This is a genomic window from Gracilibacillus massiliensis (assembly GCF_001458115.1).
Taxonomy (GTDB): Bacteria; Bacillota; Bacilli; order Bacillales; family Amphibacillaceae; genus Gracilibacillus; species Gracilibacillus massiliensis.
Genome location: NZ_CZRP01000011.1, coordinates 386,285 through 409,398, shown reverse-complemented (window position 1 = coordinate 409,398; position 23,114 = coordinate 386,285). Strand labels below are relative to the sequence as shown.

Below are 23,114 nucleotides of genomic sequence, written 5' to 3'. Positions count from 1 at the left end.
CCATGCTAATACAGTGAGACTTCGATCAATGCACGGATTACATACAGTTAGGAGATGGCATATGGAAGGAAGTTGGATTGCCGTGGTTCCATTTATTGTGGTGATTGTCACCGCTATGTGGACCAAGCAAGTATTCCCAGGTTTAACACTAGGTTTGATCGTTGGCGCTTATTTTATTCAACCTACCCTACTTGGTGGGATGCAAGTATCGATTCAATATATTGTCGATGGCTTAACCGATATCAATAACTTACAAATTATTATCTTTTTATATATGTTTTCCGGTCTCGTTGGTATTATAAAAATTTCTGGTGGTATTAAAGGATTTGTTGATCTCACTTCTAAACGAATTGATAGTAAAAAAGAAGCGATCGTTTTAACATGGTTATCCACTCTAGGTACCTTCAGTGCACCAAGCTTTAGAATCGTTACAGTGGCACCGATTATGAAAGCATTATTAACAAAAATAAACATGACAAGAAAAGAACTTGCGTTTATGATTGAAACAAGTACACAACCCGTTATTGTGCTTATTCCTATTGCGACAGCCTCCGTAGGTTATATGGTTTCGGTAATCGAAATGGGCTTGCAAAATCATGGTATTGAGCAAGATCCCTATTCGATTTTCATTCAAAGTATTCCTTTTAACTTTTTTGCTATTACGATGATTATCGTCGGTACATTATTTGTATTTTTTCGCCATTCTAAAGAGCCATTAATAGAAGAAGAACGAGATCCGAATAAAGTAAATATAGAAAAGGAAAATGCAGCTACTGCTGATGATTTACCTTCTAAACCTTGGAACCTTATTATTCCGGTAACATTGGTGATTACGTTGACATTGTTTTTGACATGGTGGGATGGTTTTACAAAAGGTTTTCGGTTTCCACAAGCATTTATTGAAGCAGATGTCTTACAAGCAATGGTACTTGCATTGTTTATCACCGTACTATTTACTTTTTTGATGCAAGTAGCTCAGCGAAATTCGTTAAAAAAAATGATACATGAATTTATCGAAGCAGGGAATAATCTAATGTCTGTGATTTTATTATTATCGGTTGTTTGGGCATTATCATCTGTCGCAGATGAACTTGGATTTTCTTCGTTTGTAACTAACAATGTAGATTGGATTCCATCATTGTTTATTCCTCCTGTCATGTTTTTAATTGGCTCTTTTGTTTCTTATTTTATTGGTTCATCATGGGGGACATGGGGGATATTAATGCCGCTCGGATTTTCGTTAGCGCAAGCTGCAGATGCTTCCCTACCGTTAGTAATTGGCGCTGTATTTGCCAGTGGTTCTTTTGGTTCCTTTTCTTCCCCGTTAAGTGACAATACGAATACTATTGCCAAAATTCTTGGTCTCAATGTCATTCAATATGCCCGGTACAAATTAGGCCCTGCACTGGTCGCCGTCATTATATCGACGATCCTTTATAGTATTATGACACTAATTCTTTAATAGCTGGAGGTTGCTATGTACAATACAGACTATTTTGCGGGATTTAATGATATAAGAATTTTTTATCGTAGTTGGCTTCCTCAAAAACCAAAAGCAATGGTTTTGTTAGTTCATGGAGCAGGAGAGCATTCCGATCGGTATAAACATATTGGTGAGTTTTTCTTAAATGAAGATATTGCGGTTGTTTCACCTGATTTAAGAGGATTTGGTAAATCAGAAGGAATCAGAGGTCATGTCGATACGTTTGCAGATTATTTACATGACCTCGAAATCCTCATCCAAAAAATAAGAAAAGATTATCCTGCTATCCCTCTTTTTTTATTTGGCCACAGTCTTGGCGGGTTAATCGTAATTCGTTATGTCCAGCAATTTCCCGATTTGACGAACGGTGTTATTTTATCCTCACCTGCATTGGAATTACGGGTGCAAATTCCTTTTTTGGCGAGAAGACTATTAGATACAGCCTCGATCCTTACTCCAGGTCTATCAATCCAACCTACGAGATGGAGGAAGCTTGCAGAGAAATTTCCGATATTAGAACCTTACTTGCCAAAAGAAAAAGCATTACAACAAGACCCACTGATTACTGCAGAGTATACTGCAAGATGGTTAACAGAATTAATAAAAAATGGCATGCAAGCAATCGCAGAAAGTGCGCTTTTTCGTTTTCCGTTATTATGTGTTTACGACCAAAAAGATCCGATTGTTCATCCTCGTTCGATTCAGTTATTTTTAGATTCTGTTTCGATTCCAGAAAAAGGTCTCATTTCATTTGATGAGGGATATCATCATCCATGGCATGCACGCTATCAAGACAAAGCAATCGACAGGCTGATGATATGGTTAAACAATCAGCTTTAACACTTATTTTTGCCAATCAAAGTCGATTTCATTTAGAAAAGCCTTGGCCAAAACAGTATGCCCCGTTTCATTAGGATGGACACGATCCCAAGCAATGGCAGCAGGGTATAGGTTTTCTAATAGTTTATTGAATGCTGCTTGTGTATCTATAAAAAGCGTATTGTGTTTGGCAGCTAACTGATTTACTACTCGTCCATAATCATCCATTTTGGCGCGCATTTGATCGTTCGGATTTGCTTCAATGTAATAGGGTGTCATTAATACGATATTTCCTGCTACTGATTTCGCATCGCTAACTAATTCATTTAATGTATTTTGATATTCATCAATATCTACATGATGGTCCGGAATAAAAGGTGTATCAAATTGTCTCCATACATCATTAATTCCGATCATAATCGCTAACCAATCCGGATTTTGGTCGATTACATCTTCCTGCCACCTTGCTTTTAATTCTCTTACTTTATTACCGGATATACCTTTATTCACTACTCGAATTCCCAATTCAGGATAACTCGCCTGCAAGAAGGCATTCACAATCGATACATAACCATTTCCTAACGCTTGAAATAATCCTTCCCCTTCAGGTTTAGCTCGATCACAATCAGTAACAGAATCACCGATGAATAATAATTTTTGGCTTTTTTCTAATTTCATGCTTTACCACCTCTCGATTCATTATTAGATGATCTCTACTTTTTTTCCTGTTTTAGCGCTTTCTAATGCAGCAAACACCATTTTCATACTGTTAATATTGTCGTGACAATCTGTTTCTGCTCTTCTATTTTCTTCTAAGCCGGCAAACATTTCATCTAAACATCCAAAGTGCCCTTCTCTTCCTTGCCATTGAAAATCATTAGACATTTGCTTGGTTGTTTTGATAAATTCTCCTGAAGAAACTTCAGCAACTATTTCTGATGACGGAGTATTAAAACCGTCCCACTTTGCTGTACCTTTTGTGCCAATCACTCGCCACTCACTTTCCCAGGAAGTAGGAAATCCTTCTGCACACCACGAACCACGATAGCTAAAGACAGAACCATTTTCCATCTCGTAAATACAAATGGCCGAAGCATTTCCATCATACCAAGAACCTTTTGGATTAAATTCATAGCAATAAACGGAGGATGGGTTACACCCTGCAATAAATCGTGCCTGATCAAAAGTATGTATCGCCATATCAATGATAAGCGGGCTTTCCATTTGCTCCCTGAAACCACCAAAATGTGGACCAAGAAAAAAGTCGGCATGTAATTCTTTTATGTCACCGATTTTTCCATTTTGGACAAGATGATGAAGTTGTCTGATTTGTTTTAAATATCTCCGATTTTGCATGACCGTGTATGTTTGTCCAGTGGCTTCCGCAATTTTTATAAGTTCTTCTGCGTCTTGGATATTTTCTGCCATCGGTTTTTCACCGAAAACATCACAACCGTTAGTCAAGGCTGTTGATACCACTGTTTTGTGTGCAGCAGGAATGGTGACATCAAATACAAGAGTAGCTTGTGTTTGTAAGATCGCAGTCTTTAAATCTGTGTATACTGGTACCTCAAGATTTCTTTGTTCTTTCTTGCGAATGGCAGCGCCTTCATTTAAATCAACAAGTGCTACAATCTTAGCATTCTTTCTTTGCTGAACATAGTCCAACCAAATATTGGCCATGTCCCCACATCCAACCACAATTATTTTATGTAAACTCATAATCGCTCCCCCTTCTTATATTCTATATTAGCGAACTAAGGAAAATAATTCTATTCAAAAGGCCCTATTATATTTTACCCACCATTAAGTAGCCCGCAAATGTAGAAAATTGTTCAGTAACACTTGTGGTAATTTTGATATGTTATATGTGTGTAATAACCGCTGCGGCTTGCCCACTTCCCTTTCCGTGGGGTTTTCCCTTCAGCTAACTTTTCCACGCACAAACCGCATGGAAAAGTGGATCTTCAGGGAAAACGATCCCACAGGAGTGGAAGTGTCCGCCTACGCTTAGGGGGACTCTACAATTTTTGCAAATGCTAATATTTTGGGTTATTAAAAATGTATAATAATCCAGTTAATATTGATCACAATAGTAAGTAATATTATGTCAAATTTGTAGACCATAGTACATAAGGTTAACATGTCTATTCTTACCTTAGTTGTGGTAGATATAAAAGCGCAGGCGTCCGCCTCCACTCCTGCGGGAAGTTTTTATCCTAAGATCCACTTTTTAAGCGCACTTTGCTTAAAAAGTTAGCTTAGGGTAAAAACCCGCGGAAAGGGAAGCGGACAAGCCGGAGCGGTTACAAAGCACATACAATATCTCATAAATTGCCACCAGGTTATGTTGCACTTTCCACGCATGAACGTTTTTTAGATTTGAGATATTAAAGAACGATGGTCAAGTTTTTACTTGACCATCATTTTGTCTTACAACTCTATTTCGATCGTTTCGTCACCAGGATTTGCTGATACGCGTTTATGTCCTACTACTTCTACATGGTAAGCATTGCTTAACCCATTTGTTGTAACGGTAACCTTTTGACCATGACGTACTGCCATTATTGCCCCAACCGTTTCACCTTTCGCATTCACGATATTTCTGGTCACTTTTTGATTATTATCAAGATTAAAAATCTTAAATGTAACATCATTCGTATAATCGTAAACTGGGTTCTCTTCATTTACACCAACCGGTAAAATCGTATTCGGACGCACGAATAAAGGCAGGCTGAAATAATCATAGTTTTCTTTAATCCATTTACCACCCTCTAAAACCTCACCAGTTAAAAGGTGTGTCCAGTTTCCTTTTGGTAAATAGAAAGATCCAAGTCCTGCTTCGTTGAAAATCGGTGCTACCAATATCGAATCACCTAACATGTATTGACGATCGAGCGTTTCACATAATGGATCTTCTGGAAATTCCATGACCATCGAACGCATAACCGGTATACCTGTTTTACTGTTTTCGACTGCCTGCCCATATAAATAAGGCATCAAGCTATTTTTCAATTTGGTAAAGTGGCGAGCTACATCTACTGCTTCCTCATCAAAATTCCATGGTACCCTGTAGGAAGAACTACCGTGGAATCGACTGTGACTTGACAATAAACCAAAGGCCGTCCAACGTTTGAAAACATCTGGAGTTGCTGTATTCTCAAATCCACCAATATCATGACTCCAATAACCAAATCCAGAACTCGTTAACGAGAGGCCACCACGTAAGCTTTCTGCCATCGCATCATAAGTGGAATCACAATCTCCTCCCCAGTGTACCGGGAATTGTTGTCCTCCAGCTGTTGCAGAGCGAGCAAAGACCACCGCCTCATCTTCTCCAAGCTCTTCTTTTAACAGATCAAACACTACTTGATTGTATTTATAGGCATAATAGTTATGCATCTTTTCCGGATCAGAACCATCAAAATAGATAACATCTGTTGGTATACGTTCACCAAAGTCTGTTTTGAAGGAATCTACTCCCATATCTAGTAACGCTTTTAACTTTTCTTGGAACCATTCACAAGCATCAGGATTGGTGAAATCAACAACGCCCATTCCCGCTTGCCAGAGATCCCATTGCCATACATCACCATTCGCTTTTTTAATAAGATAGCCTTTTTCCATTCCCTCATCAAAAAGTGGTGATTTCTGCGCAATGTAAGGATTGATCCAAAGACAAATCTTTAACCCTTTATCTTTCAGACGTTTCAACATACCTTCTGGGTCAGGAAAGTTGCGGCGATCCCAGATAAAATTACTCCATTCGAATTCCTTCATCCAGAAACAATCGAAATGAAAAACACTTAATGGAATACCACGCTCAGACATGCCATCAACGAAATGATTAACGGTTTCTTCATTATATTCTGTTGTGAAAGATGTAGATAACCATAAACCAAAACTCCATGCCGGTGGTAATGCTGGTTTTCCTGTTAGTTCCGTATAGCGACTTACAACTTCTTTAGGTGTCGGACCATTGATAAAGTAATAATCTAAGTATTCGCCTTTGACACTAAACTGAGAGCGAGAAACCAATTCTGATCCTAATTCAAAGTTAACCTCTGCTGGATGATTTACAAAAACACCATAACCTTTACTACTTAAATAAAAAGGAATATTTTTATAGGATTGCTCTGAGCTGGTACCACCGTCTTTGTTCCAAACATCTACGGTTTGCCCGTTTTTGACAAATGGCGTAAAACGTTCACCTAATCCATATAAGTGTTCACCCACACCTAAACGAAGTTGTCCTCTCATATAAGTGCTATCTTCGGGACCATCAATCCATGCAAGACCTTTTCCGTCGACATCTGTTAAACGCCCGGTTTGATTCTCAAAAGAGATAGAAAAATCTTGTTTGGATATATTTAATGTAAGTTCCCCACTGCTAAAAGTTACGAATTCTCCTTCATTTTTAACCTGTAGAGCATTCGCTTGATCTAATACATTGAAATGAGGAAATCTTTCTCTTCCGCCTTTAAAATGCCATGTTTGGATTCGAAGAACATCATTGATTGGGGCAGAGATTTTAATGGTCAAAAGTGGACCATCTAATGTATTACCACGGTTATTTAAGTATTTACATGGAGCATATAATGTAACAGCACCATCTTTTTCCTCAACTTCATGTACTATTCTTGGAAAATGTATCTGATAACCTTCTCGTACTAACCAATTTCCATCTGTGAATTTCATATTGTTACCTCCTCTATTTACTTGACTGCTCCATCAGATATACCGTCAATAATATATCGTTGTAAAAACATGTATAATATAATGATAGGTATCATTGCTATAACTAATGCAGCTAAGGCTAGATGCCATTGGGTTGAATACTCACCAAAGAAATAGAATGTTTTTAACGGTATCGTATACATTCCTTCTTTATTAATCACAAGTGACGGTAGCAAGTAATCATTCCAAAACCATATAGCATTGAGTACAATCACTGTAACGGTGGTTGATTTCAACATTGGTAACATGATATACCAATAGACTTGAAATCTATTACATCCATCAATAATTGCAGCTTCATCCAAAGCTTTCGGGATCCCTTTCATCGCGCCAACATAAAGAAATACAGCAAGACTTGATCCTAAACCTAAATACATTATTGCTAAGCCCATTCTATTTAACATATCAACTGCACCAAATAGTGAAATTAATGGAATCATAATCGACTGAAAAGGTATAAGCATACAAATCGCAAATAAAAAATAAACTAATGTACTAGATTTTCCAGGTTTACGCGATAATGCATACCCTGCCATCGATGTGAAAATAACTATAATGAATATACTTCCACCAGTTACTAAAACAGAATTAAAGAAAGTTAATAAAAAGTCTAATTCTGCAAATGCTGTTGGATAATTTTCTAAAGTAGGCGCTGAAGGAAATCCTAGAGTGCCCTCAAAGATTCCGGCTTTGGTCTTGATTGAATTAATAAATACTAAATAAAATGGATAGATCCATAATAAAGAGACAATTGCACCTATAAACAGCATCGTATATTTATGTGTACGTTCTCTATTTCTCATAGTTCTGTCTCCTTTTTACGCGTGAAATAAAGTTGAATAACAGATATTAATGTAATCACAATTAAAAAAACGATCGCTTTCGATTGGGCATAGCCCATCTCTTGTACTTTAAAAGCTGTATCGTAAATATTCATCGTTGCCATTTCTGTTGAACCGAATGGGCCACCACCTGTTAGTGCCATATTTTGATCATAGACTTTAAACGCATTAGATAGCGTTAAAAATAAACTGACAGTAAAGGCAGGAATAATTAATGGAAATTTCACTTTCCAGAAACTTTGCCATTTGTTAGCACCATCTATTGTTGCTGCTTCTAGCAATTCTTTCGGTACATTGTTTAAGAAGGAAATATAGATTACCATGATATAACCACTCATCTGCCACACAAATAGAATGACTAATCCCCAAAAACCCGTTTCCGTATCAGCTAACCAGCCTCTAAAAAATTCAAGTCCAGTTACCTCAGAAATTCCCGTGAAAGCTTTTAGGAATACAAATTGCCAAATAAACCCTAGAATAATACCTCCGATAAGATTCGGCATAAAGTAAACGGTTCGAAAAAAGGTACTCGCTTTACCTAGTTTTTGTGTAACCAGCAATGCAAATGCTAAACCAATAACATTTATACCGATTACAGAAGCTAACGAAAATGCTCCCGTAAATCCTAAACTATACAAAAACTGCTCATCTGAAAATAATTTTATATAATTGTCTAATCCTACAAAACCAGTTACTTGAAACCCGTTATATTCGGTTAATGAATAATATACACCTTGAAAAAACGGAATAATCAATACTAGTAATAGAGCTAATAATGTTGGTAACAAGAACAGCCAATATGTTCGGCTTTTAAAATTCATTTTCCCACTCCTTAACGAAATATCTGTGATGGAGCAAAAGGACCTTTGCTCCATCTACCAGGGAAATATTTATCACGGTTCAATCGTAAGTAATACTCCTAATTAATGATTGCAGTCTCACTTTATCGCATTTCCGTGAATGACTGACTAATATTTTCTTCAAATTCTTCCCATGATTGTTGATCACCTAAATATTTTTGGAATTCAGGGAGTAAAGCCTCTGAGAAAAAGCCATCAGGATATTGATTGTTAGCCCAAATTTTTCCTTTTTCATCTAGTAAGTACTCATATACTTCTCTTGAAACCGGATCGCTAATATCTTCAGGGTCATACCCTTCATGTGCAGGTACATATTTAAAGTCATTCACAATTAAATCTTTACCGGTATCAGAAGTGTACATCCAATCTAAAAACTTTTTAGATTCTTCAACTACTTCTTCATCTTTTTCTTTGTTGATTCCCCAATACCACGAAGGACCTGCAACGATTTTTCCTTCATCATCTGATTCAACAAACAACGGTACAATGCCTAATTTTTCTTCTACAAAACTTTCATCAATACTATTTAAAGATGGTACGATCCAGTTACCTTGGTGAATAATAGCAGCTTGATCATTAGCAAATAATTCTTCTACAGAAGTACTGTAATCAAGTGATAAAATTGGTTGATAGTTATATTGATTAAATAAATCAACATATTCTTTCATGCGGTCGCCATATTCAAGATTTAATTGATCTGTTTCAAATGCAGTTTGTATATTATTATCAAATTCAGGTGCTGTAAAATGACTTGAAAACTGGCTTACTACCCAATCTTCTTTCGCACTAAAAGCAAATACTGATTCGATTCCTAGTTCTTCTTTTTGTGCATCGATTGTTTCGACAGCTTCTACAAAGGATTGATAACTATCAATAGATGCCGGATCCACGCCAGCTTGCTCAAAAATTTGTTTATTAATCATCCAGCCATACCCTTCAATATTTAAAGGGATGCCATAAGGGGTTCCATCAATGGTTGCACCATCTAATGTTCCATCTATCGCCGTCTTAGCACTTTCCATGTCAGATACATCTAATAAATACTCACTATACTTTTCAGTATCTGATAGACCACCAAGTAAAAAGATAGAAGGTTCTTCTCCTGATGAGAATTTAGCTTGTAGTGCTGAAGGTGCATCCTGTCCGCCACCTACAGTAGTAACATTAATGCTTACGTTTTCATTTTCGCTTTCATACTCTTCAACTAAATTATTTAGTTGATCTGTTGTTTCTACCTTGATATTAAACACATCAATTACTACTTCATCACCATTTGATGCCGAGCTATTGTCATCGCTTTCACCAGAGCTACAGGCTACCATTAAACTTACTAAAATAAGCAAACTAATAAATAATCTCACTTTCATATACAATCTCTCCTTAAATTTTTTTCTATGTGATGACTCCCCTCTGTTTCACCTCCACGCTTCAAAATGATGTACGTACATCATTTTTCTTTATAAAAATATGGTGTTCCCACTTAGTAAGTGCTTTCACCATAATTTTAAGATTGCATATTCATCATAAACCATTAAATGAGGTACGTCAATCATTTTTTGATGTACGTTCATCTTTTTTTAAGAAAATTGCTATTTCGATCTATTGAAATAGTATTTTGCATTTGATTTTGTCACTATCTCTGGTTTCACAATATACGAGTTAATCGGCGTCGTTTCTTCATCCATAAAGTAATTCGCTATTTTTTTTAACGAAAAACTTGCTTGTGCAACAGGATCTTGACATATCGAAGCCGTTATAAGTTCTTCTTCAAACGCTTTATAAATAGGTTCATTTATATCATGACCAATGATGACTGGCTTGTAACTCCAACCACTAATGAATTGCACTACTTTATCCAATAAACCTCCAGCCACGTATATGGCATCGGCATGCAAAAAAGTTTCCTTATTTTCGTTCATTAATGTATTTATTTCTTCGGTATCTATGTAAGCTGATGATTCATAATAAATGCTACTTATGCTTGTTTTTTTACTTTTGAAATAATCTTTAAAGCCATTGTCTTTGTTTAACATTTGATAGGTGTTTTCTCTTTCTCTTATTATCAAGACGTTTTTAACATCTCTATTAAATAAGTGAATTAATTCTCCTGCCAAATAGCCAGCATCATAGTAATCACTTCCTACATAAGCAATTCTTTTACTGTTAGGCACATCTGTATTGATGGTGAAAACAGCGATATTTTTATCCATTGCTTGTTCTATTAATTCTTCTAATGGTTCTGTATCATGTGCAGCAATAACGATCGCCTCATATTTATTGTCATCAATGATTGATTGCACAAAGTCTACCTGATGATTGTTTGGAACAGTGTGTACTCTATGGATATCTACTTTTAGGCCAAAATCTGAATAAAGAGAGGCAGCTTCTGTTATTTCATAGTCTAAGTGATCCCAAAAGTAATCTGGGAAAACAGGAAGAACAAATGCGATATTAGTAAATTTTTGAGTAGCTAAAAATTTAGCCGCTTTATTCGGTCTATAACCTAATTCTCGTGCTTTTTCTTTCACTTTCTCAACTGTTTTTGTACTTACGCCTTTTCTATTATTTAATACTCTATCAACTGTTGCTGGCGATAAGCCCAGTTCATCTGCAATCATTTTGGCTGTGATTCGCATATAAATGCCACCTTTTTACCCATCTTTTTATATTTTATAATCGTCCTCATTATTTAATATTTACTATTTATTTGTCAAGTTTTTCATGCTAAGCCCAAAAAAGAGGCTGGGCAGAAGTTATTGTATATATACAAAAGAATTCTAAGGGTTTTATCATCATTCTATTTAATAATTATAACCCCTTTAGATTTTGTATTTATCAAATCTTTTCTTTCCCAGCCTCTTTACTTTCTATTATTAAAATTTTCAATGATAATTCTATATCGACTATGATTTAAATTGAAACCAATTAAAATTAAAATTGGATCCAGGCAAGAAGATAATTGAGATTTTTTGGACTCCTTTTACCCTATTAAAATGAAACCTTTTCTCTTGGTAGTCTTCTGAGTACTCAAACTCCAATATTTCTGCTCTTTCGTCTACACCATCAAAAAAGCGAATATGAATCGAGTTTCTATCGATCGGCGAATGACCATATAATACTAGCTCTGAAGCACCTTGCTCTCCAAAATCAAAATCATCAAATTCAAAGGAAACATTATTTCCTATTTGCTCGACACGGTTTTCTAACTTCGTAAAATCATCACCATAAATTTTATCTGCATTTACCGCATAGTTTTGCTCAAACGCTCTATTTTGTTTTTCGAAACGAAATCCTTTAATATGCATCTTTTTATTCGTAACAAATGATAGCGATGTAATGCCTTTTAATTTCTTTGATAATGTGAATGTTTCTTCTTGATAAACATTCCATTTTGATTCCTTTTGATAAATAGCGTCCGCTAACAAAATACTTGAAGGTTCTCCAGGCATCCCTTCCCAGATTTGAACTTCGTATGGTTCACTGGTTAGGGCAAAGATAGGTATCGTGACTGTATCGGAACCATCTTTACCAAAATCAATATCCCGAAAACCTACCTGTGATTCTCCATCTCTGCTAGTGGCAACACCTCGTTCATTACCATTAGTTAATTCACCTTTGTGTTGGTCATACAAACCTGCTGAAATAAAGGAATATGGATCTTTAAAGGCAGTACCCAATCCTTCTGCTTTAAATTCCAGTTCCGAAATGAGATTAATCGTATCTTTACCGTTTCTACTTGTACACCTAACACGGAAGTCCCCGTCACCAAATGCTGAAACAGTTGCATCGAGCCCGTGGGCTGTAATCGAAGCTATATTAGATTCAATTCCTACATCATTTACGACGCTCCATTTCACTTCCTGATAATCCGTATTCTTTGGACAAAGGTTAGCAGTAACATTAGCTGTAGGTTGTTTAGCAGTTAAAATTTGTCCTTGATCTGAACCAATTTCTATTTTGCGAACAGGTATTTCATTTTGTTGACCTGTTATTATAGCTGTAGACTGATTAGCAGCAATTGGAGTTTTATTCGGCAACTCTATTTTAGGTTTGTTGGCAGTTAGTATAAGAGATGCCTCTGGCAAAGTAGGAGAATTTACTTTTATATGAATCGGACCTGTTTCAAAAGTTGAACTAATAATCGCCATTAATTTACCATTAAATAGACGTCTGCTTGTTCCTTTGTACTGGTCATAATCGGTTTGATCGCCATTGTCTAATCCGACCAAACGACCTGCACCCTCCACCTCAACGTTCACACGATTGTTGGCATTCTCAACAGCCTTCCCATTCTTATCAATCATTCCAATTTCAATAAAAGCAAGATCAATTCCATCTGCTTGAAGTGATGTATCTGCAGTGGCAAGTGTTATATCTGCCGGGTCTTCAAAAGATTGCTTCTGATCCTGAGCAATTATATTTCCTTCCAGATCATAGGCATAGGCTTCTAAAGTTCCTTTTTGATAGGGAACCTTCCACCAACCAGAGATGACATCTCCGTGATTATGATCAATTTCCTGAATACCTAATGATTGACCATTAAGAAGTAAATCAACTTTTGGTGCATTCGTAGCTACCCTCACATCTATCATTTGTCCTTCATTAAAATCCCAATATGGAAAGATATGTACCATTGGACTTTCCTTATAATTTGTCCATGCCGATTGATAGACATAATATGAATCTTTTTTAAAGGTAGCTGTATCAATCGAACCAAAATAAGCGTTTTTTGTGTGATATGGCGTAGGCTCTCCTATATAGTCAAATCCAGTCCAGATGAATTGTCCTAATGAAAAAGGTGTATCTCTTTCTTTAATCAAAGCAGTTTCTATTGATTTTGCACCCCAGCTTGTCGCACTATTTCCTAGTGATGAACAATGCTGATCATCATCTGCTAGAATCGGTTTATCGTAAGGAAAATGATAAACTCCTCGACTTTGAACAACCGCTACTGTTTCACTACCATAAATGACCCAATCCGGATGTTCTTTGTGGTGTTGTTCATAATATTTTTCACCATAATTATACCCAGCCATTTTGACAATATCAGCACATGCTTGAGCATTTTCCCACGGCATGTAATTAGAGCCAATTGTTACAACCGCATTCTTCTTTGGATCAAATTGGTAGACTAACTCTGTAAGTATCTCTGTTAATTGCTGACCTCTTTCATCTGCATGTGTATCATAGATCTCGTTTCCAATACTCCACATGATTAGACTTACATGATTGCGGTCACGTTTCACCCATGATTCTATATCTTTTTTATGCCATTCTTTAAAAAAGCGCGCGTAATCATAGCGAGTTTTAGATCTTTCCCACATATCAAATGCCTCTGTAACGACAAGAAAACCCATTTCATCTGCAAGCGTCATCATTTCTTTTGCAGGCATATTGTGGGCAGTACGGATAGCATTGACCCCCATGTCTTTTAAGATTTTCATCCTTCTTCTTAAAGCGTTAACATTAAAGGCAGCACCTAATGCACCTAAATCATGATGTTCATTGACACCATACAATTTCAGATGTTGTCCATTTAGAAAGAAACCTCTGTCTGTATCAAATTCAATCTGTTTAAAGCCAATTTTCTGAGTTTGAGACTCTATTATTTCGTTATCTAATTTTAACCTTAGCGTTGTGGTTAACTCATATAAATCTGGCTTTTGAATATCCCATATTCTAGGATCATTTATCTGGAAATTTGTTTGACTGATCATCTGATCAGACTTTACATCAGTAGTAACATCGGCAACAACTGTACCGTTTTTAAGAAGCGCATGTCTCAACTCTAAGGGCTCTGTGACTGATAAACTTGTATCCACCTCTACTCTCCAGTTTTCATTTTCTTTAAAAGTAGAAACATATACTCCATCTGTCTCAATATAATTCTTACTTCTCTCTTTCAACCATACGTCACGGTAAATTCCTGCACCTGTATACCACCTACTATTTGGACTTTGATATGTAACTTTCAATAAGAGTTGATTTGTTCCACTATTAAGAAATTCACTAATGTTAAACTCAAATTTCGAATAACCATATTTCCATTCGCCAACCTTTTGATCATTTACAAATAAGACAGAATCCATGTAAACCCCTTCAAAAGTTATCACGATATCTTTCTCAGAAGATGGATCATATTTGTATTCTTTCTTATACCAACCAATACTGTGTTCATATAAATTCTCCGTATCATATATTAACCAGTCATGCGGAATTTCTACCGGATGAAAATTTAAATTTCTTGTAGTAGTTGTTTCTAGATCACTTTTAGCAAACTGCCAATTGTCATTAAATACGTACATTTTATTTAGCATTTTTGTTTATCGTCCCTTTCCAAAAAATTATGTATCTTGTTGCTCATAATGTTCATTTTTAACAAAACTAATCTTCACATCTTGAATAATGGGTTTAGTATTTAAGATGATAAACCAAGCCACTAAACTACTTAGAAAAATGATAATAAAGTCTGATGTAAAAAACATCACCACTACTGTTAAGAATAAAATCGCTATATTACCTGTTGTCCTTTTAATCCAAGTAAAAATGTAATATAGTGATAAACGGTAAATGTCTCTAATTCTAAATTTATAATGTGTAGTAATTATTAATGTGTAAATAGAGAAAATCACTAACAAGAATAATACTACAAGAAATATCCCATTTAAAATTTGGTTGAAGACCGTTGGATTTTGATTAAAGTATTGAATATCAATTACTAAAACAAAAAAGACAGTTAGTATTGGAAACCAAACTTTTAAAACATCTTTAAAATTACTTTTATAAGCAGAAAGAAAAGTTGAAACAGGAGTCATTTCTTGTTGTCTAGCTAAAATACTTAAACTGTGAAGCAAAGCAGCAATCGCCGGACCTGTTGGTATTAAGGCTATGTAATACAAAATCGCATTTGAAATCGTTGGAATCAACAAAATCAGTGCAGCAAAGCTTAATAAGTTTGTAAATACAAAAATGAAATTTAATATTAATAAGCAATATACATAATTCGAAAAACGATAAAACCCACCTTGATTATAATCCATCAAAAAACCCTTCCTTTATATCTATTTACATATCTTATTCTACTATGAATCATTGTTGAATGGGTGATATTTGTATCAGTTTTTTAGAGAACTTGAATACAGTTTTTTGAGGGAAGATAGGATATCTCTATATTAGGTAACAGTCGTTTAAGTTCTTCGGTTACATATACCATCCCAGGTGCTTCGCTTTCATAATGACCTAATATGATCGCAGCCTTATTTTTTTTCATAGCAATCGCATCTCTAACATATTCAGGTGTTTCCCATTCCGGTCCTTCTCCATATATAACGAGGTCCACATGTTCGTGTATAAATGGAGGGATAGCTGTTATGCCCCCACCTCGAAATCCTACTAAAAGAGCGATATGTTTGATTTCAGTAGTCAAATCTCCAATATATCGAATAGGATTGATGTCTAATTTGTCTTTCAAATAGCTTAGTACTTCTATTAATTGTTGCTTAGGAATCTCAAAGATCGAGTATGCTCGCTCGTTTTTCCGTACAAAACCTTGCCATTGTAAAGTTTGAATTATTCCTTGCATGATTCCATCTGGTTGATAACTATGCACATAATCATGTAATCGAAAAATGGCTAAACCAGAATCTTCAATCAAGTCTCGTTTTTGTTGGTACACTTCACTTTCTTCTATAACACCGAGGTTTCCATGACTGTAAAACAATCCTTCGTGACATATTAGTAAATCGATGTTAGTACTAATTGCTCCTTTTATTACCTCATATGTAGGCATAAAGGTAACCGCAACCTTGTTGACTTCTTGGTTAAGGTCTCCAAACTTTAAAGTGTCTACCGTATTGTCTACAGCTTCTACATTGCTTATCAACGTATGAATAACATCCTGAACCTGTACCATATTCTAACTCCCTCTAGATTTATTATTATAAAGAAACATAACACGGAGAAAAGTTTCTCCGTGTTATTTGTTTTCAATCGTTTTTATTTATTGTTTTGGTACACTTCATTCGCAAGATCTACATATCCTTGCATGTTTTGAGCTTCAAGTTCTTGTACATAAGCATCCCATTCAGACATGTCGCGGTCACCAATGATAAATTTCAATGTGTTTTGTTCAACAGTATCTTTTAATGGTGTACTCATTAATGAAGATTGCTCTAATTGAGTTGCATCATAACGGATTGGCGGGTCTGGTAATACCAATTCTTTAGTTTCGTGCATGGCATTTTGGAACTCAATTTCCTCTTCATTGAACATAGAGTGAAGCAATTCCGTAGGTCCACCGTAAGACCAGTTACCTTGAGAGAAACCGTAATCGATTTGCAGGTGTTCTTCAGCATCAGGGTTCATACCACGGAATGTGATGTTATCGAGTAACTCTCGATCTCCACCGTCAGTAAGTTCATACGTTTCTCCTTCTACACCCCATTTAGAAAATTCTAAACCTTCATCACTGTACATTAACCAGTCAATGAATTGTAGCATTGCTTCGAAATTAGGATCATCTTTGGCTTTAGATGAGAACATGATACCGTTTTCTAATTTAGAACCATTCATTAATTGTCCTGCTGGTCCACCTGGAACAACAATTTTCTTAATAGAATAGTTACCTTCACCCATAGTTTCATCCATTGTGTTACGATACTGTGTTAATGTTTGACCGTTTGTATTAATTACAAATGACTCGCCAGAAGTGAATTTTTGAATTGCTGGATCGTCTTCTTGAGTAAGACTTTCGGGATCTAATAATTCTTGTTCAATTAAGCCATTGAAATATTCAACCATTGAACGATATTCTTCAGTTGCTGGTTCAAAAATAAATTCATCAGACTCTTCTTCATAAGATAACATATTGCCGAGACCCCAGCCTGAAATAGTTCCAAAACCAGTCGCTGCAATATTAAGCGTACTGTTAAATTGGAAACGGTCAGAGAATGGGTACTTATCTGGATAAGCTTCTTTCATAGCTGCAAGCATTTCTTCTACTTCCACCCAAGTTGTAGGTTCTTCAAGTCCTAATTCTTCTAAGATATCGGTACGAACTGCTAAACTATAATCTGGCCATACTTTTTCGTGAATACCAGGAATCACATAATATTTACCGTCACGTTGACGTAAACCTTCTAAGAATGGTTCAATTTCCCACTCTTCTACTTTTTGCTGGAAGTGTGGCATCATATCTACATACTCACTAATTGGTAACACTGCTCCAGAAGCCACAAACTGTGTTTCTTGGCCTGGATATGTTTTCGGAAGAATATATGGTGCGTCACCACTACTAATTAATAAACTTCTTTTGTCTTCATAATCACTCATTGGTACTGAAGTGATGTCTAATGTAACATTTGTTTTCTCTGCTATTTTTTCATAAAACATCCAATCTTCCTTTAATGGATAGTTCGGGTGATCACTAAAAAGTGTTGAAAGTGTGATTGGTTCTGTCGCCTTAAAAGTATCACCTACACTATAATCCTCCATTGCTGCTCCAGAAGTTGTTTCTTCAGAACCGTCTTCGCCTTCCTCATCATCAGAAGAGCTTGAGTCATCACTACACGCAGCTAATACGCCTAGTACTAATACTAACAACATAACCAACATCAAATTTTTCCATTGCTTTGACATGTTACTTCCCCCTCTTTTATAAGACCATAAGTTTAAAAAATAATTGCATATTATCAGATTGCGACTCCTTACCTCTTTGGCCACCACCCCCTTAGAATGCGGTGTGAATGATTAACCTTTCACAGAACCTAACATTACACCAGACACGAAATATTTTTGAATATAAGGATATACCGTCAAGATCGGCAATACCGTTAATACCATAGTTACTGACTTGATATTCGCAGATATTTGCACCATATTATCTGCTGATGTTGCCCCAGTTCCCACTGTCGCTTCTGCACCTTTAATCATATTTCTTAGATAAATCGATACCGGAAATAATTCTTTTTCAGTAAAGAAAATAAAAGCCGGAAACCATGAATTCCAATGTGTAACCGCATAGAACAACATCATTGTTGCTAGGATCGGTTTCGACAAAGGTAAAACAATTTTGAACAGGATACCAAATGTACTTGAGCCGTCCATGATCGCTGCTTCTTCAAGTTCATCAGGAATGTTTTGAAAGAAGGTTCTCATGATTAACATGTTAAACACACTTATTGCATTTGGAATTACTATTGCCCAAATACTATTTCCAAAACCTAAAGACGTTACTAATACGTAGTTTGGAATTAAACCACCGTTAAAAAACATAGTGAAAACGAAGAACAGTGTTAAAAACCTTCTACCCCTCAGTCTTGTTTTAGCTAAGGGATAAGCTATCATAGTCGATAATATTAGTGAAATAATCGTACCGACTATCGTGTATACCACTGTATTTTTGTAATTGATCCAAAACATCGTATCCGACATGATCACTTTATATGTTTCAATGTTAAACCCTTTCGGCCATAAACTTACTTGACCAGAATTTATATATGCTTCTGAACTAAAGGATTGAGCAACGATGTTAAAGAAAGGAAACAACGTTACAAAAACTATAAAAATTAAAACAGTTACATTAAAAACTTTAAAGACTTTATACTGCCATGATTCCTTCATTGTTTGTCCCCCCTACCACAAGCTATTATCTGTAATTCTTTTAGAAAGATAGTTAGCACCTAACACTAATATTAATCCAATAATAGATTCAAATAAGCCGATTGCTGTACCATAACTGAAACTACCTGATTGAAGACCTACACGATATACATAGGTCGCAATGACATCTGCTGTTTCATACGTTAATGGATTATATAATAATAAGACTTTTTCAAAACCGATTTGCAGAAAATTACCAATATTCAAGATTAACAAAACGACAATTGTTGGCAAAATTCCTGGGAGTGTAATATGGATTGTTTGCTTCCATCTATTCGCCCCATCAATTCTTGCTGCCTCATATAGTTCTTCATTAATACCTGTTAAAGCTGCAAGGTAAAGGATCGCACCCCAACCTAATGTTTGCCATAAGTCAACCCCAACGAAGATTGTTCTAAACCACTCAGGCAACTGCATAAAACTGATTTTTTCAAAACCCCAACTTGCCAGTAAACTGTTTACTGGACCGTTAAGCGCTAACACTTCAAAAACCATACCTGCTACAACAACTACCGAGAAGAAGTGTGGTAGATATGAAGCTGTCTGCACAAACCGTTTAAATAATTGATTTTTTAATTCATTTAATAATAACGCGAAAATTATTGGTGCCGGAAATGTTATAACTAATAGTAGAAATGCTAAGATAAATGTGTTAGCAAATACTTTATAGAAAGTCGGATCGTTCAAAAACATTTGAAAATATTGAAATCCAACCCATTCTTCACCGATGATGCTCCCACCAGGAACAAAACGTCGAAAAGCAATGATATTTCCAAACATTGGACCATACTTAAATATAATTAAGTAAATGACAGGTACTAACACAAGGGCATATAATTGCCAATCTTTTTTAATGCTGCTCCATAATTCATTTCTTGCTGTTTTTTTAAATTTCACAGTTTCTTCCATTTTTATCCTCCTTTATTTATTGACTTAAATCCAAGAAAAGTATGTATTGAGAAATAAAATCCTTTAATTATCAAAAATAAGAAAAGGCTTTCATGTTTATCAAAAAGAATAACTCTAGTATGATTAGTATACTAGCATACACATACAATAATGATATCGCTTACTAAATTGTTTCTGATTAGATTGAATTTATTATAAAATAATATAAACAGTTTGTCAATATACTAGAATGGTAGTATTTTAATTTTTCTATTATAAATACTTATTTTTAACTTTAAATTTAGACTTTTATTTCCTGATAAGGTAATTCGAATCGTTTCTTAGTGCCCGTTCCTATAGTGTTACCAGACTTACTAAACTTTTTTAAATTACATAAATTAACTTCTTATTTCACTCATTTAGTTTGTATAGCGAATAAACTAAATATTACTAAAAGATAATATAATTTTTTAAATAAATTAAGTTCTTACCGTCTTAATGTTACTCCCGCCCCCGCTAAGTTCAACTTGGAATATAGGTAGTAATTATATCAACTCTACCACTTTTCATCATTTTCATATAATTTGTGTAAACAGGAATATCTGGATATAAATCATTTGCTGTTTTTCGCTTTGTTTTGTCATGGTCATATATTGCTCCAACTTCAATACCCTCTACCAATCCGTCTAAGATAAACGAGATATAACTTTTGGAATGTCGATGAAAACCAACGATGCCAACCTTTATGTTCGCCATATCTATTAATCCCTTCTGTAAAATTGTAGACGCTGATTTCTATAATCTTTCGGTGAAATACTTTCTTTCTCCTTAAAATATCGACTAAAATGTGTGGGATTTTCAAAACCACATTGTTGTGCAATATGTTTTATTGTTTGATGCTGCTCTGTTTCCAATAAATATTTTGCCTTCTTGATTCTACATGCCATGACATATTCCATTACGGTAAATCCAGTCATATCTTTAAAAACATGAGAAACATATGATTTATTAAGATTTAAAGTGTTTGCTATTTTATTAATTGTTAAATTTTCATGGTGGTTTTTTTGAATATAACTAACAATTCGTTCGGCATGACAGGTTTTACCTTTACTCTTTTCCGCTACCTTTGATGTAACATCTTTTAGTAAATAGTTAATAGTTACTAGTAGCTGCCCCATGAGAAATTTAACTTCCCACTCTTTCTCTACTCTAGAAATATCTGTAGCATTGTTAATCTCACTCATTTTCTTAAATATATTTTCTACATCTAATAATCTGCTGTTACTTTTTGTGCGAATTAAATAATGATGAAATGATTGAAAAACATTCAACAGGTCTGTTGCATTAACAGATTTCAACATATCTTGTATAATCTCTGGTGAAAAGTGCAGGTGGCTTCGTACATATTCACTGTCTTTTGGAATATTAGGTTTGTGTAAAGCCATGCCGTCCATTAACAGAATATCACCTGACATTAGTTCATATATTTCATTATTAATAAGATAGCGACATCGACCTCTGTGAAACATATATATTTCGTATGCATGATGTGAATGAAGTTGATCATGATCAGGGTCTCTACTCACCCTGTATTCGACAGAGACTATTTCCTCCATGAATATCTCACCACCTATTATCTATTGTATTTGAAATGAATGATTCTTTAAATAGCTAGAAATGCGATAATATCTTTCATCCTTTTCTGATAGTGCGCAGAAAAAAGTCAAACATTGTTTTATATTAAGCAACTTGCTATGATTTCTTTATTTTAACATAAACAAACCCGTTTCATTTGAAAATGAAACGGGTTTGTTATTTTTAAATTTTTTTCAAAAAAAGTTATTCTACTATTTTTTGCAGCACATCTTTCGGTTCCTGATTTTGGTCAAATAAGAATGGCCAGTTTTTGCGTCCTCTAACTGGAAAATTATCCAACCATGTATAATCATCTGCAACACCCCAAAACGTCACAGCTCCGATATGTTGACTATATTCTTTAAATATTTCAAAGAATTTGAGATATCTTTCATGTTGTAATTCTATCATCTTTTCTGTCGGAGCAGTTAAATCTGTTCTCTTATCGTCTGATGCAAACATAGATACGTCCATTTCTGTTATCTGCACTTCGACCCCTAATGAGGCATACTTTTCAATTGCAGAACGTATATTATCTAATGTTGGATCATAAATATTCCAGTGTGCTTGCATCCCGACTCCATGTATAGGCACATGCTTGTCTTTTAATTGTTTAACAAGTTGAAAAATCTTATCACGCTTTATTGGATCGGATTCATTGTAATCGTTATATAATAATTTGGCACCGGGATCCGCTTTATGTGCATAGTCAAAAGCTTTTTCTATAAAAGACTCACCCATTATTTCATACCACTTAGAATTTCGATAAAAAATATCTTTTTCGTCAGATATTACTTCATTTACGACGTCCCAACTATATATTTTTCCTTTATATCTTCCGACAACGGTGTCAATGTGATCTTTCATTCGATTTTGCAGGGTAATCGCATCCACTACTTTCCCATTCTTTTCAAAGATCCAGTCACTTGTTTGATTATGCCATATTAACGTATGCCCGCGCATTGCTTTATCATGCTTTTGAGCAAACTTGATCATTTCATCACTTATTTCAAATACGTATTCATCCTCAGCAGGGTGAAGATTTTCAAACTTCATTTCATTCTCAGCAGTCAAACTATTAAAATGTTTATCAATCAGTTTTTCTGCAGAATACATTGTCCTATGATTAATCGCCGCTCCTATTTTAAATTCTTTCTCATACTTTTTATATAGACTATTAGCTTCCAACAT

Annotated in this window: 18 protein-coding genes; 2 read left to right on the top strand and 16 right to left on the bottom strand. The window is 35.2% G+C overall.

The genetic code is table 11. The features are described 5' to 3' along the window. Window positions 1–61: 61 nt before the first annotated feature. Window positions 62–1,462 (top strand): Na+/H+ antiporter NhaC family protein, encoded by a 1,401-nt coding sequence (locus BN3107_RS05600; RefSeq protein WP_058306639.1) that lies wholly within the window; start codon window positions 62–64, stop codon window positions 1,460–1,462. A gap of 15 nt (window positions 1,463–1,477) precedes the next feature. Beyond that, complete coding sequence (locus tag BN3107_RS05595; protein WP_058306638.1) at window positions 1,478–2,323, top strand: alpha/beta hydrolase; 846 nt, start codon at window positions 1,478–1,480, stop codon at window positions 2,321–2,323. A 3-nt stretch (window positions 2,324–2,326) separates the two neighbouring features. Here BN3107_RS05595 and BN3107_RS05590 read toward each other — a convergent pair whose 3' ends face one another. The 16 genes from BN3107_RS05590 to BN3107_RS05515 form a co-directional block, all read right to left on the bottom strand. Beyond that, window positions 2,327–2,980, bottom strand: a complete 654-nt coding sequence (locus BN3107_RS05590) for an SGNH/GDSL hydrolase family protein (RefSeq protein ID WP_058306637.1) — start codon at window positions 2,978–2,980, stop codon at window positions 2,327–2,329. Between the two features lie 24 nt (window positions 2,981–3,004). After that, the gene (locus BN3107_RS05585) at window positions 3,005–4,024 is read right to left on the bottom strand and encodes a Gfo/Idh/MocA family protein (protein WP_058306636.1); all 1,020 of its coding nucleotides are present in this window, start codon (window positions 4,022–4,024) and stop codon (window positions 3,005–3,007) included. Between the two features lie 711 nt (window positions 4,025–4,735). Continuing rightward, window positions 4,736–7,000, bottom strand: a complete 2,265-nt coding sequence (yicI, locus tag BN3107_RS05580; RefSeq protein ID WP_058306635.1) for an alpha-xylosidase — start codon at window positions 6,998–7,000, stop codon at window positions 4,736–4,738. A 17-nt stretch (window positions 7,001–7,017) separates the two neighbouring features. Continuing rightward, window positions 7,018–7,842 carry a carbohydrate ABC transporter permease gene (locus BN3107_RS05575; RefSeq protein WP_058306634.1) on the bottom strand — a complete coding sequence of 275 codons (825 nt, stop codon included), beginning with the start codon at window positions 7,840–7,842 and terminating at the stop codon, window positions 7,018–7,020. Continuing rightward, the gene (locus tag BN3107_RS05570; RefSeq protein WP_058306633.1) at window positions 7,839–8,702 is read right to left on the bottom strand and encodes a carbohydrate ABC transporter permease; all 864 of its coding nucleotides are present in this window, start codon (window positions 8,700–8,702) and stop codon (window positions 7,839–7,841) included. The genes BN3107_RS05575 and BN3107_RS05570 overlap by 4 nt, the downstream gene beginning before the upstream one ends. A gap of 122 nt (window positions 8,703–8,824) precedes the next feature. Further along, window positions 8,825–10,108 carry an ABC transporter substrate-binding protein gene (locus BN3107_RS05565; protein ID WP_058306632.1) on the bottom strand — a complete coding sequence of 428 codons (1,284 nt, stop codon included), beginning with the start codon at window positions 10,106–10,108 and terminating at the stop codon, window positions 8,825–8,827. A 222-nt stretch (window positions 10,109–10,330) separates the two neighbouring features. Continuing rightward, window positions 10,331–11,377, bottom strand: a complete 1,047-nt coding sequence (locus BN3107_RS05560) for a LacI family DNA-binding transcriptional regulator (protein ID WP_058306631.1) — start codon at window positions 11,375–11,377, stop codon at window positions 10,331–10,333. Window positions 11,378–11,644: 267 nt separating this feature from the next. Then, entirely contained in the window at window positions 11,645–15,058 is a 3,414-nt protein-coding gene (locus tag BN3107_RS05555) for a glycoside hydrolase family 2 TIM barrel-domain containing protein (RefSeq protein WP_058306630.1), read from the bottom strand. 27 nt (window positions 15,059–15,085) lie between these two features. After that, complete coding sequence (locus BN3107_RS05550) at window positions 15,086–15,781, bottom strand: YesL family protein (RefSeq protein WP_058306629.1); 696 nt, start codon at window positions 15,779–15,781, stop codon at window positions 15,086–15,088. Between the two features lie 83 nt (window positions 15,782–15,864). Beyond that, a complete protein-coding gene (locus BN3107_RS05545; RefSeq protein ID WP_058306628.1) occupies window positions 15,865–16,653 on the bottom strand; it encodes a Nif3-like dinuclear metal center hexameric protein in 789 nt (262 codons plus the stop codon). A gap of 83 nt (window positions 16,654–16,736) precedes the next feature. Further along, window positions 16,737–18,377 (bottom strand): ABC transporter substrate-binding protein, encoded by a 1,641-nt coding sequence (locus BN3107_RS05540; RefSeq protein WP_058306627.1) that lies wholly within the window; start codon window positions 18,375–18,377, stop codon window positions 16,737–16,739. 111 nt (window positions 18,378–18,488) lie between these two features. Then, window positions 18,489–19,361 (bottom strand): carbohydrate ABC transporter permease, encoded by an 873-nt coding sequence (locus BN3107_RS05535; protein WP_058306626.1) that lies wholly within the window; start codon window positions 19,359–19,361, stop codon window positions 18,489–18,491. Window positions 19,362–19,373: 12 nt separating this feature from the next. After that, entirely contained in the window at window positions 19,374–20,309 is a 936-nt protein-coding gene (locus BN3107_RS05530; protein WP_058306625.1) for an ABC transporter permease, read from the bottom strand. Window positions 20,310–20,810: 501 nt separating this feature from the next. After that, entirely contained in the window at window positions 20,811–21,044 is a 234-nt protein-coding gene (locus BN3107_RS05525) for a Gfo/Idh/MocA family oxidoreductase (RefSeq protein ID WP_058306624.1), read from the bottom strand. 5 nt (window positions 21,045–21,049) lie between these two features. Further along, on the bottom strand, window positions 21,050–21,904 hold the full coding sequence (locus BN3107_RS05520; protein ID WP_058306623.1) for an AraC family transcriptional regulator: 855 nt from the start codon (window positions 21,902–21,904) through the stop codon (window positions 21,050–21,052). A gap of 223 nt (window positions 21,905–22,127) precedes the next feature. Beyond that, window positions 22,128–23,114, bottom strand: coding sequence for an endo-1,4-beta-xylanase (locus tag BN3107_RS05515; RefSeq protein WP_058306622.1), 987 nt, complete (start codon window positions 23,112–23,114; stop codon window positions 22,128–22,130).

Excerpts from the sequence above, each read along its gene's own strand:
- BN3107_RS05570 (WP_058306633.1), bottom strand. The coding sequence starts at position 8,702 with ATGAATTTTAAAAGCCGAACATATTGGCTGTTCTTGTTACCAACATTA.
- BN3107_RS05525 (WP_058306624.1), bottom strand. The coding sequence starts at position 21,044 with ATGGCGAACATAAAGGTTGGCATCGTTGGTTTTCATCGACATTCCAAA.
- BN3107_RS05550 (WP_058306629.1), bottom strand. The coding sequence starts at position 15,781 with ATGGATTATAATCAAGGTGGGTTTTATCGTTTTTCGAATTATGTATAT.
- BN3107_RS05545 (WP_058306628.1), bottom strand. The coding sequence starts at position 16,653 with ATGGTACAGGTTCAGGATGTTATTCATACGTTGATAAGCAATGTAGAA.
- BN3107_RS05560 (WP_058306631.1), bottom strand. The coding sequence starts at position 11,377 with ATGCGAATCACAGCCAAAATGATTGCAGATGAACTGGGCTTATCGCCA.
- BN3107_RS05555 (WP_058306630.1), bottom strand. The coding sequence starts at position 15,058 with ATGCTAAATAAAATGTACGTATTTAATGACAATTGGCAGTTTGCTAAA.
- BN3107_RS05530 (WP_058306625.1), bottom strand. The coding sequence starts at position 20,309 with ATGGAAGAAACTGTGAAATTTAAAAAAACAGCAAGAAATGAATTATGG.
- BN3107_RS05520 (WP_058306623.1), bottom strand. The coding sequence starts at position 21,904 with ATGGAGGAAATAGTCTCTGTCGAATACAGGGTGAGTAGAGACCCTGAT.
- BN3107_RS05585 (WP_058306636.1), bottom strand. The coding sequence starts at position 4,024 with ATGAGTTTACATAAAATAATTGTGGTTGGATGTGGGGACATGGCCAAT.
- yicI (WP_058306635.1), bottom strand. The coding sequence starts at position 7,000 with ATGAAATTCACAGATGGAAATTGGTTAGTACGAGAAGGTTATCAGATA.
- BN3107_RS05575 (WP_058306634.1), bottom strand. The coding sequence starts at position 7,842 with ATGAGAAATAGAGAACGTACACATAAATATACGATGCTGTTTATAGGT.
- BN3107_RS05600 (WP_058306639.1), top strand. The coding sequence starts at position 62 with ATGGAAGGAAGTTGGATTGCCGTGGTTCCATTTATTGTGGTGATTGTC.
- BN3107_RS05595 (WP_058306638.1), top strand. The coding sequence starts at position 1,478 with ATGTACAATACAGACTATTTTGCGGGATTTAATGATATAAGAATTTTT.
- BN3107_RS05590 (WP_058306637.1), bottom strand. The coding sequence starts at position 2,980 with ATGAAATTAGAAAAAAGCCAAAAATTATTATTCATCGGTGATTCTGTT.
- BN3107_RS05535 (WP_058306626.1), bottom strand. The coding sequence starts at position 19,361 with ATGAAGGAATCATGGCAGTATAAAGTCTTTAAAGTTTTTAATGTAACT.
- BN3107_RS05565 (WP_058306632.1), bottom strand. The coding sequence starts at position 10,108 with ATGAAAGTGAGATTATTTATTAGTTTGCTTATTTTAGTAAGTTTAATG.
- BN3107_RS05515 (WP_058306622.1), bottom strand. The coding sequence starts at position 23,114 with ATGTTGGAAGCTAATAGTCTATATAAAAAGTATGAGAAAGAATTTAAA.
- BN3107_RS05540 (WP_058306627.1), bottom strand. The coding sequence starts at position 18,377 with ATGTCAAAGCAATGGAAAAATTTGATGTTGGTTATGTTGTTAGTATTA.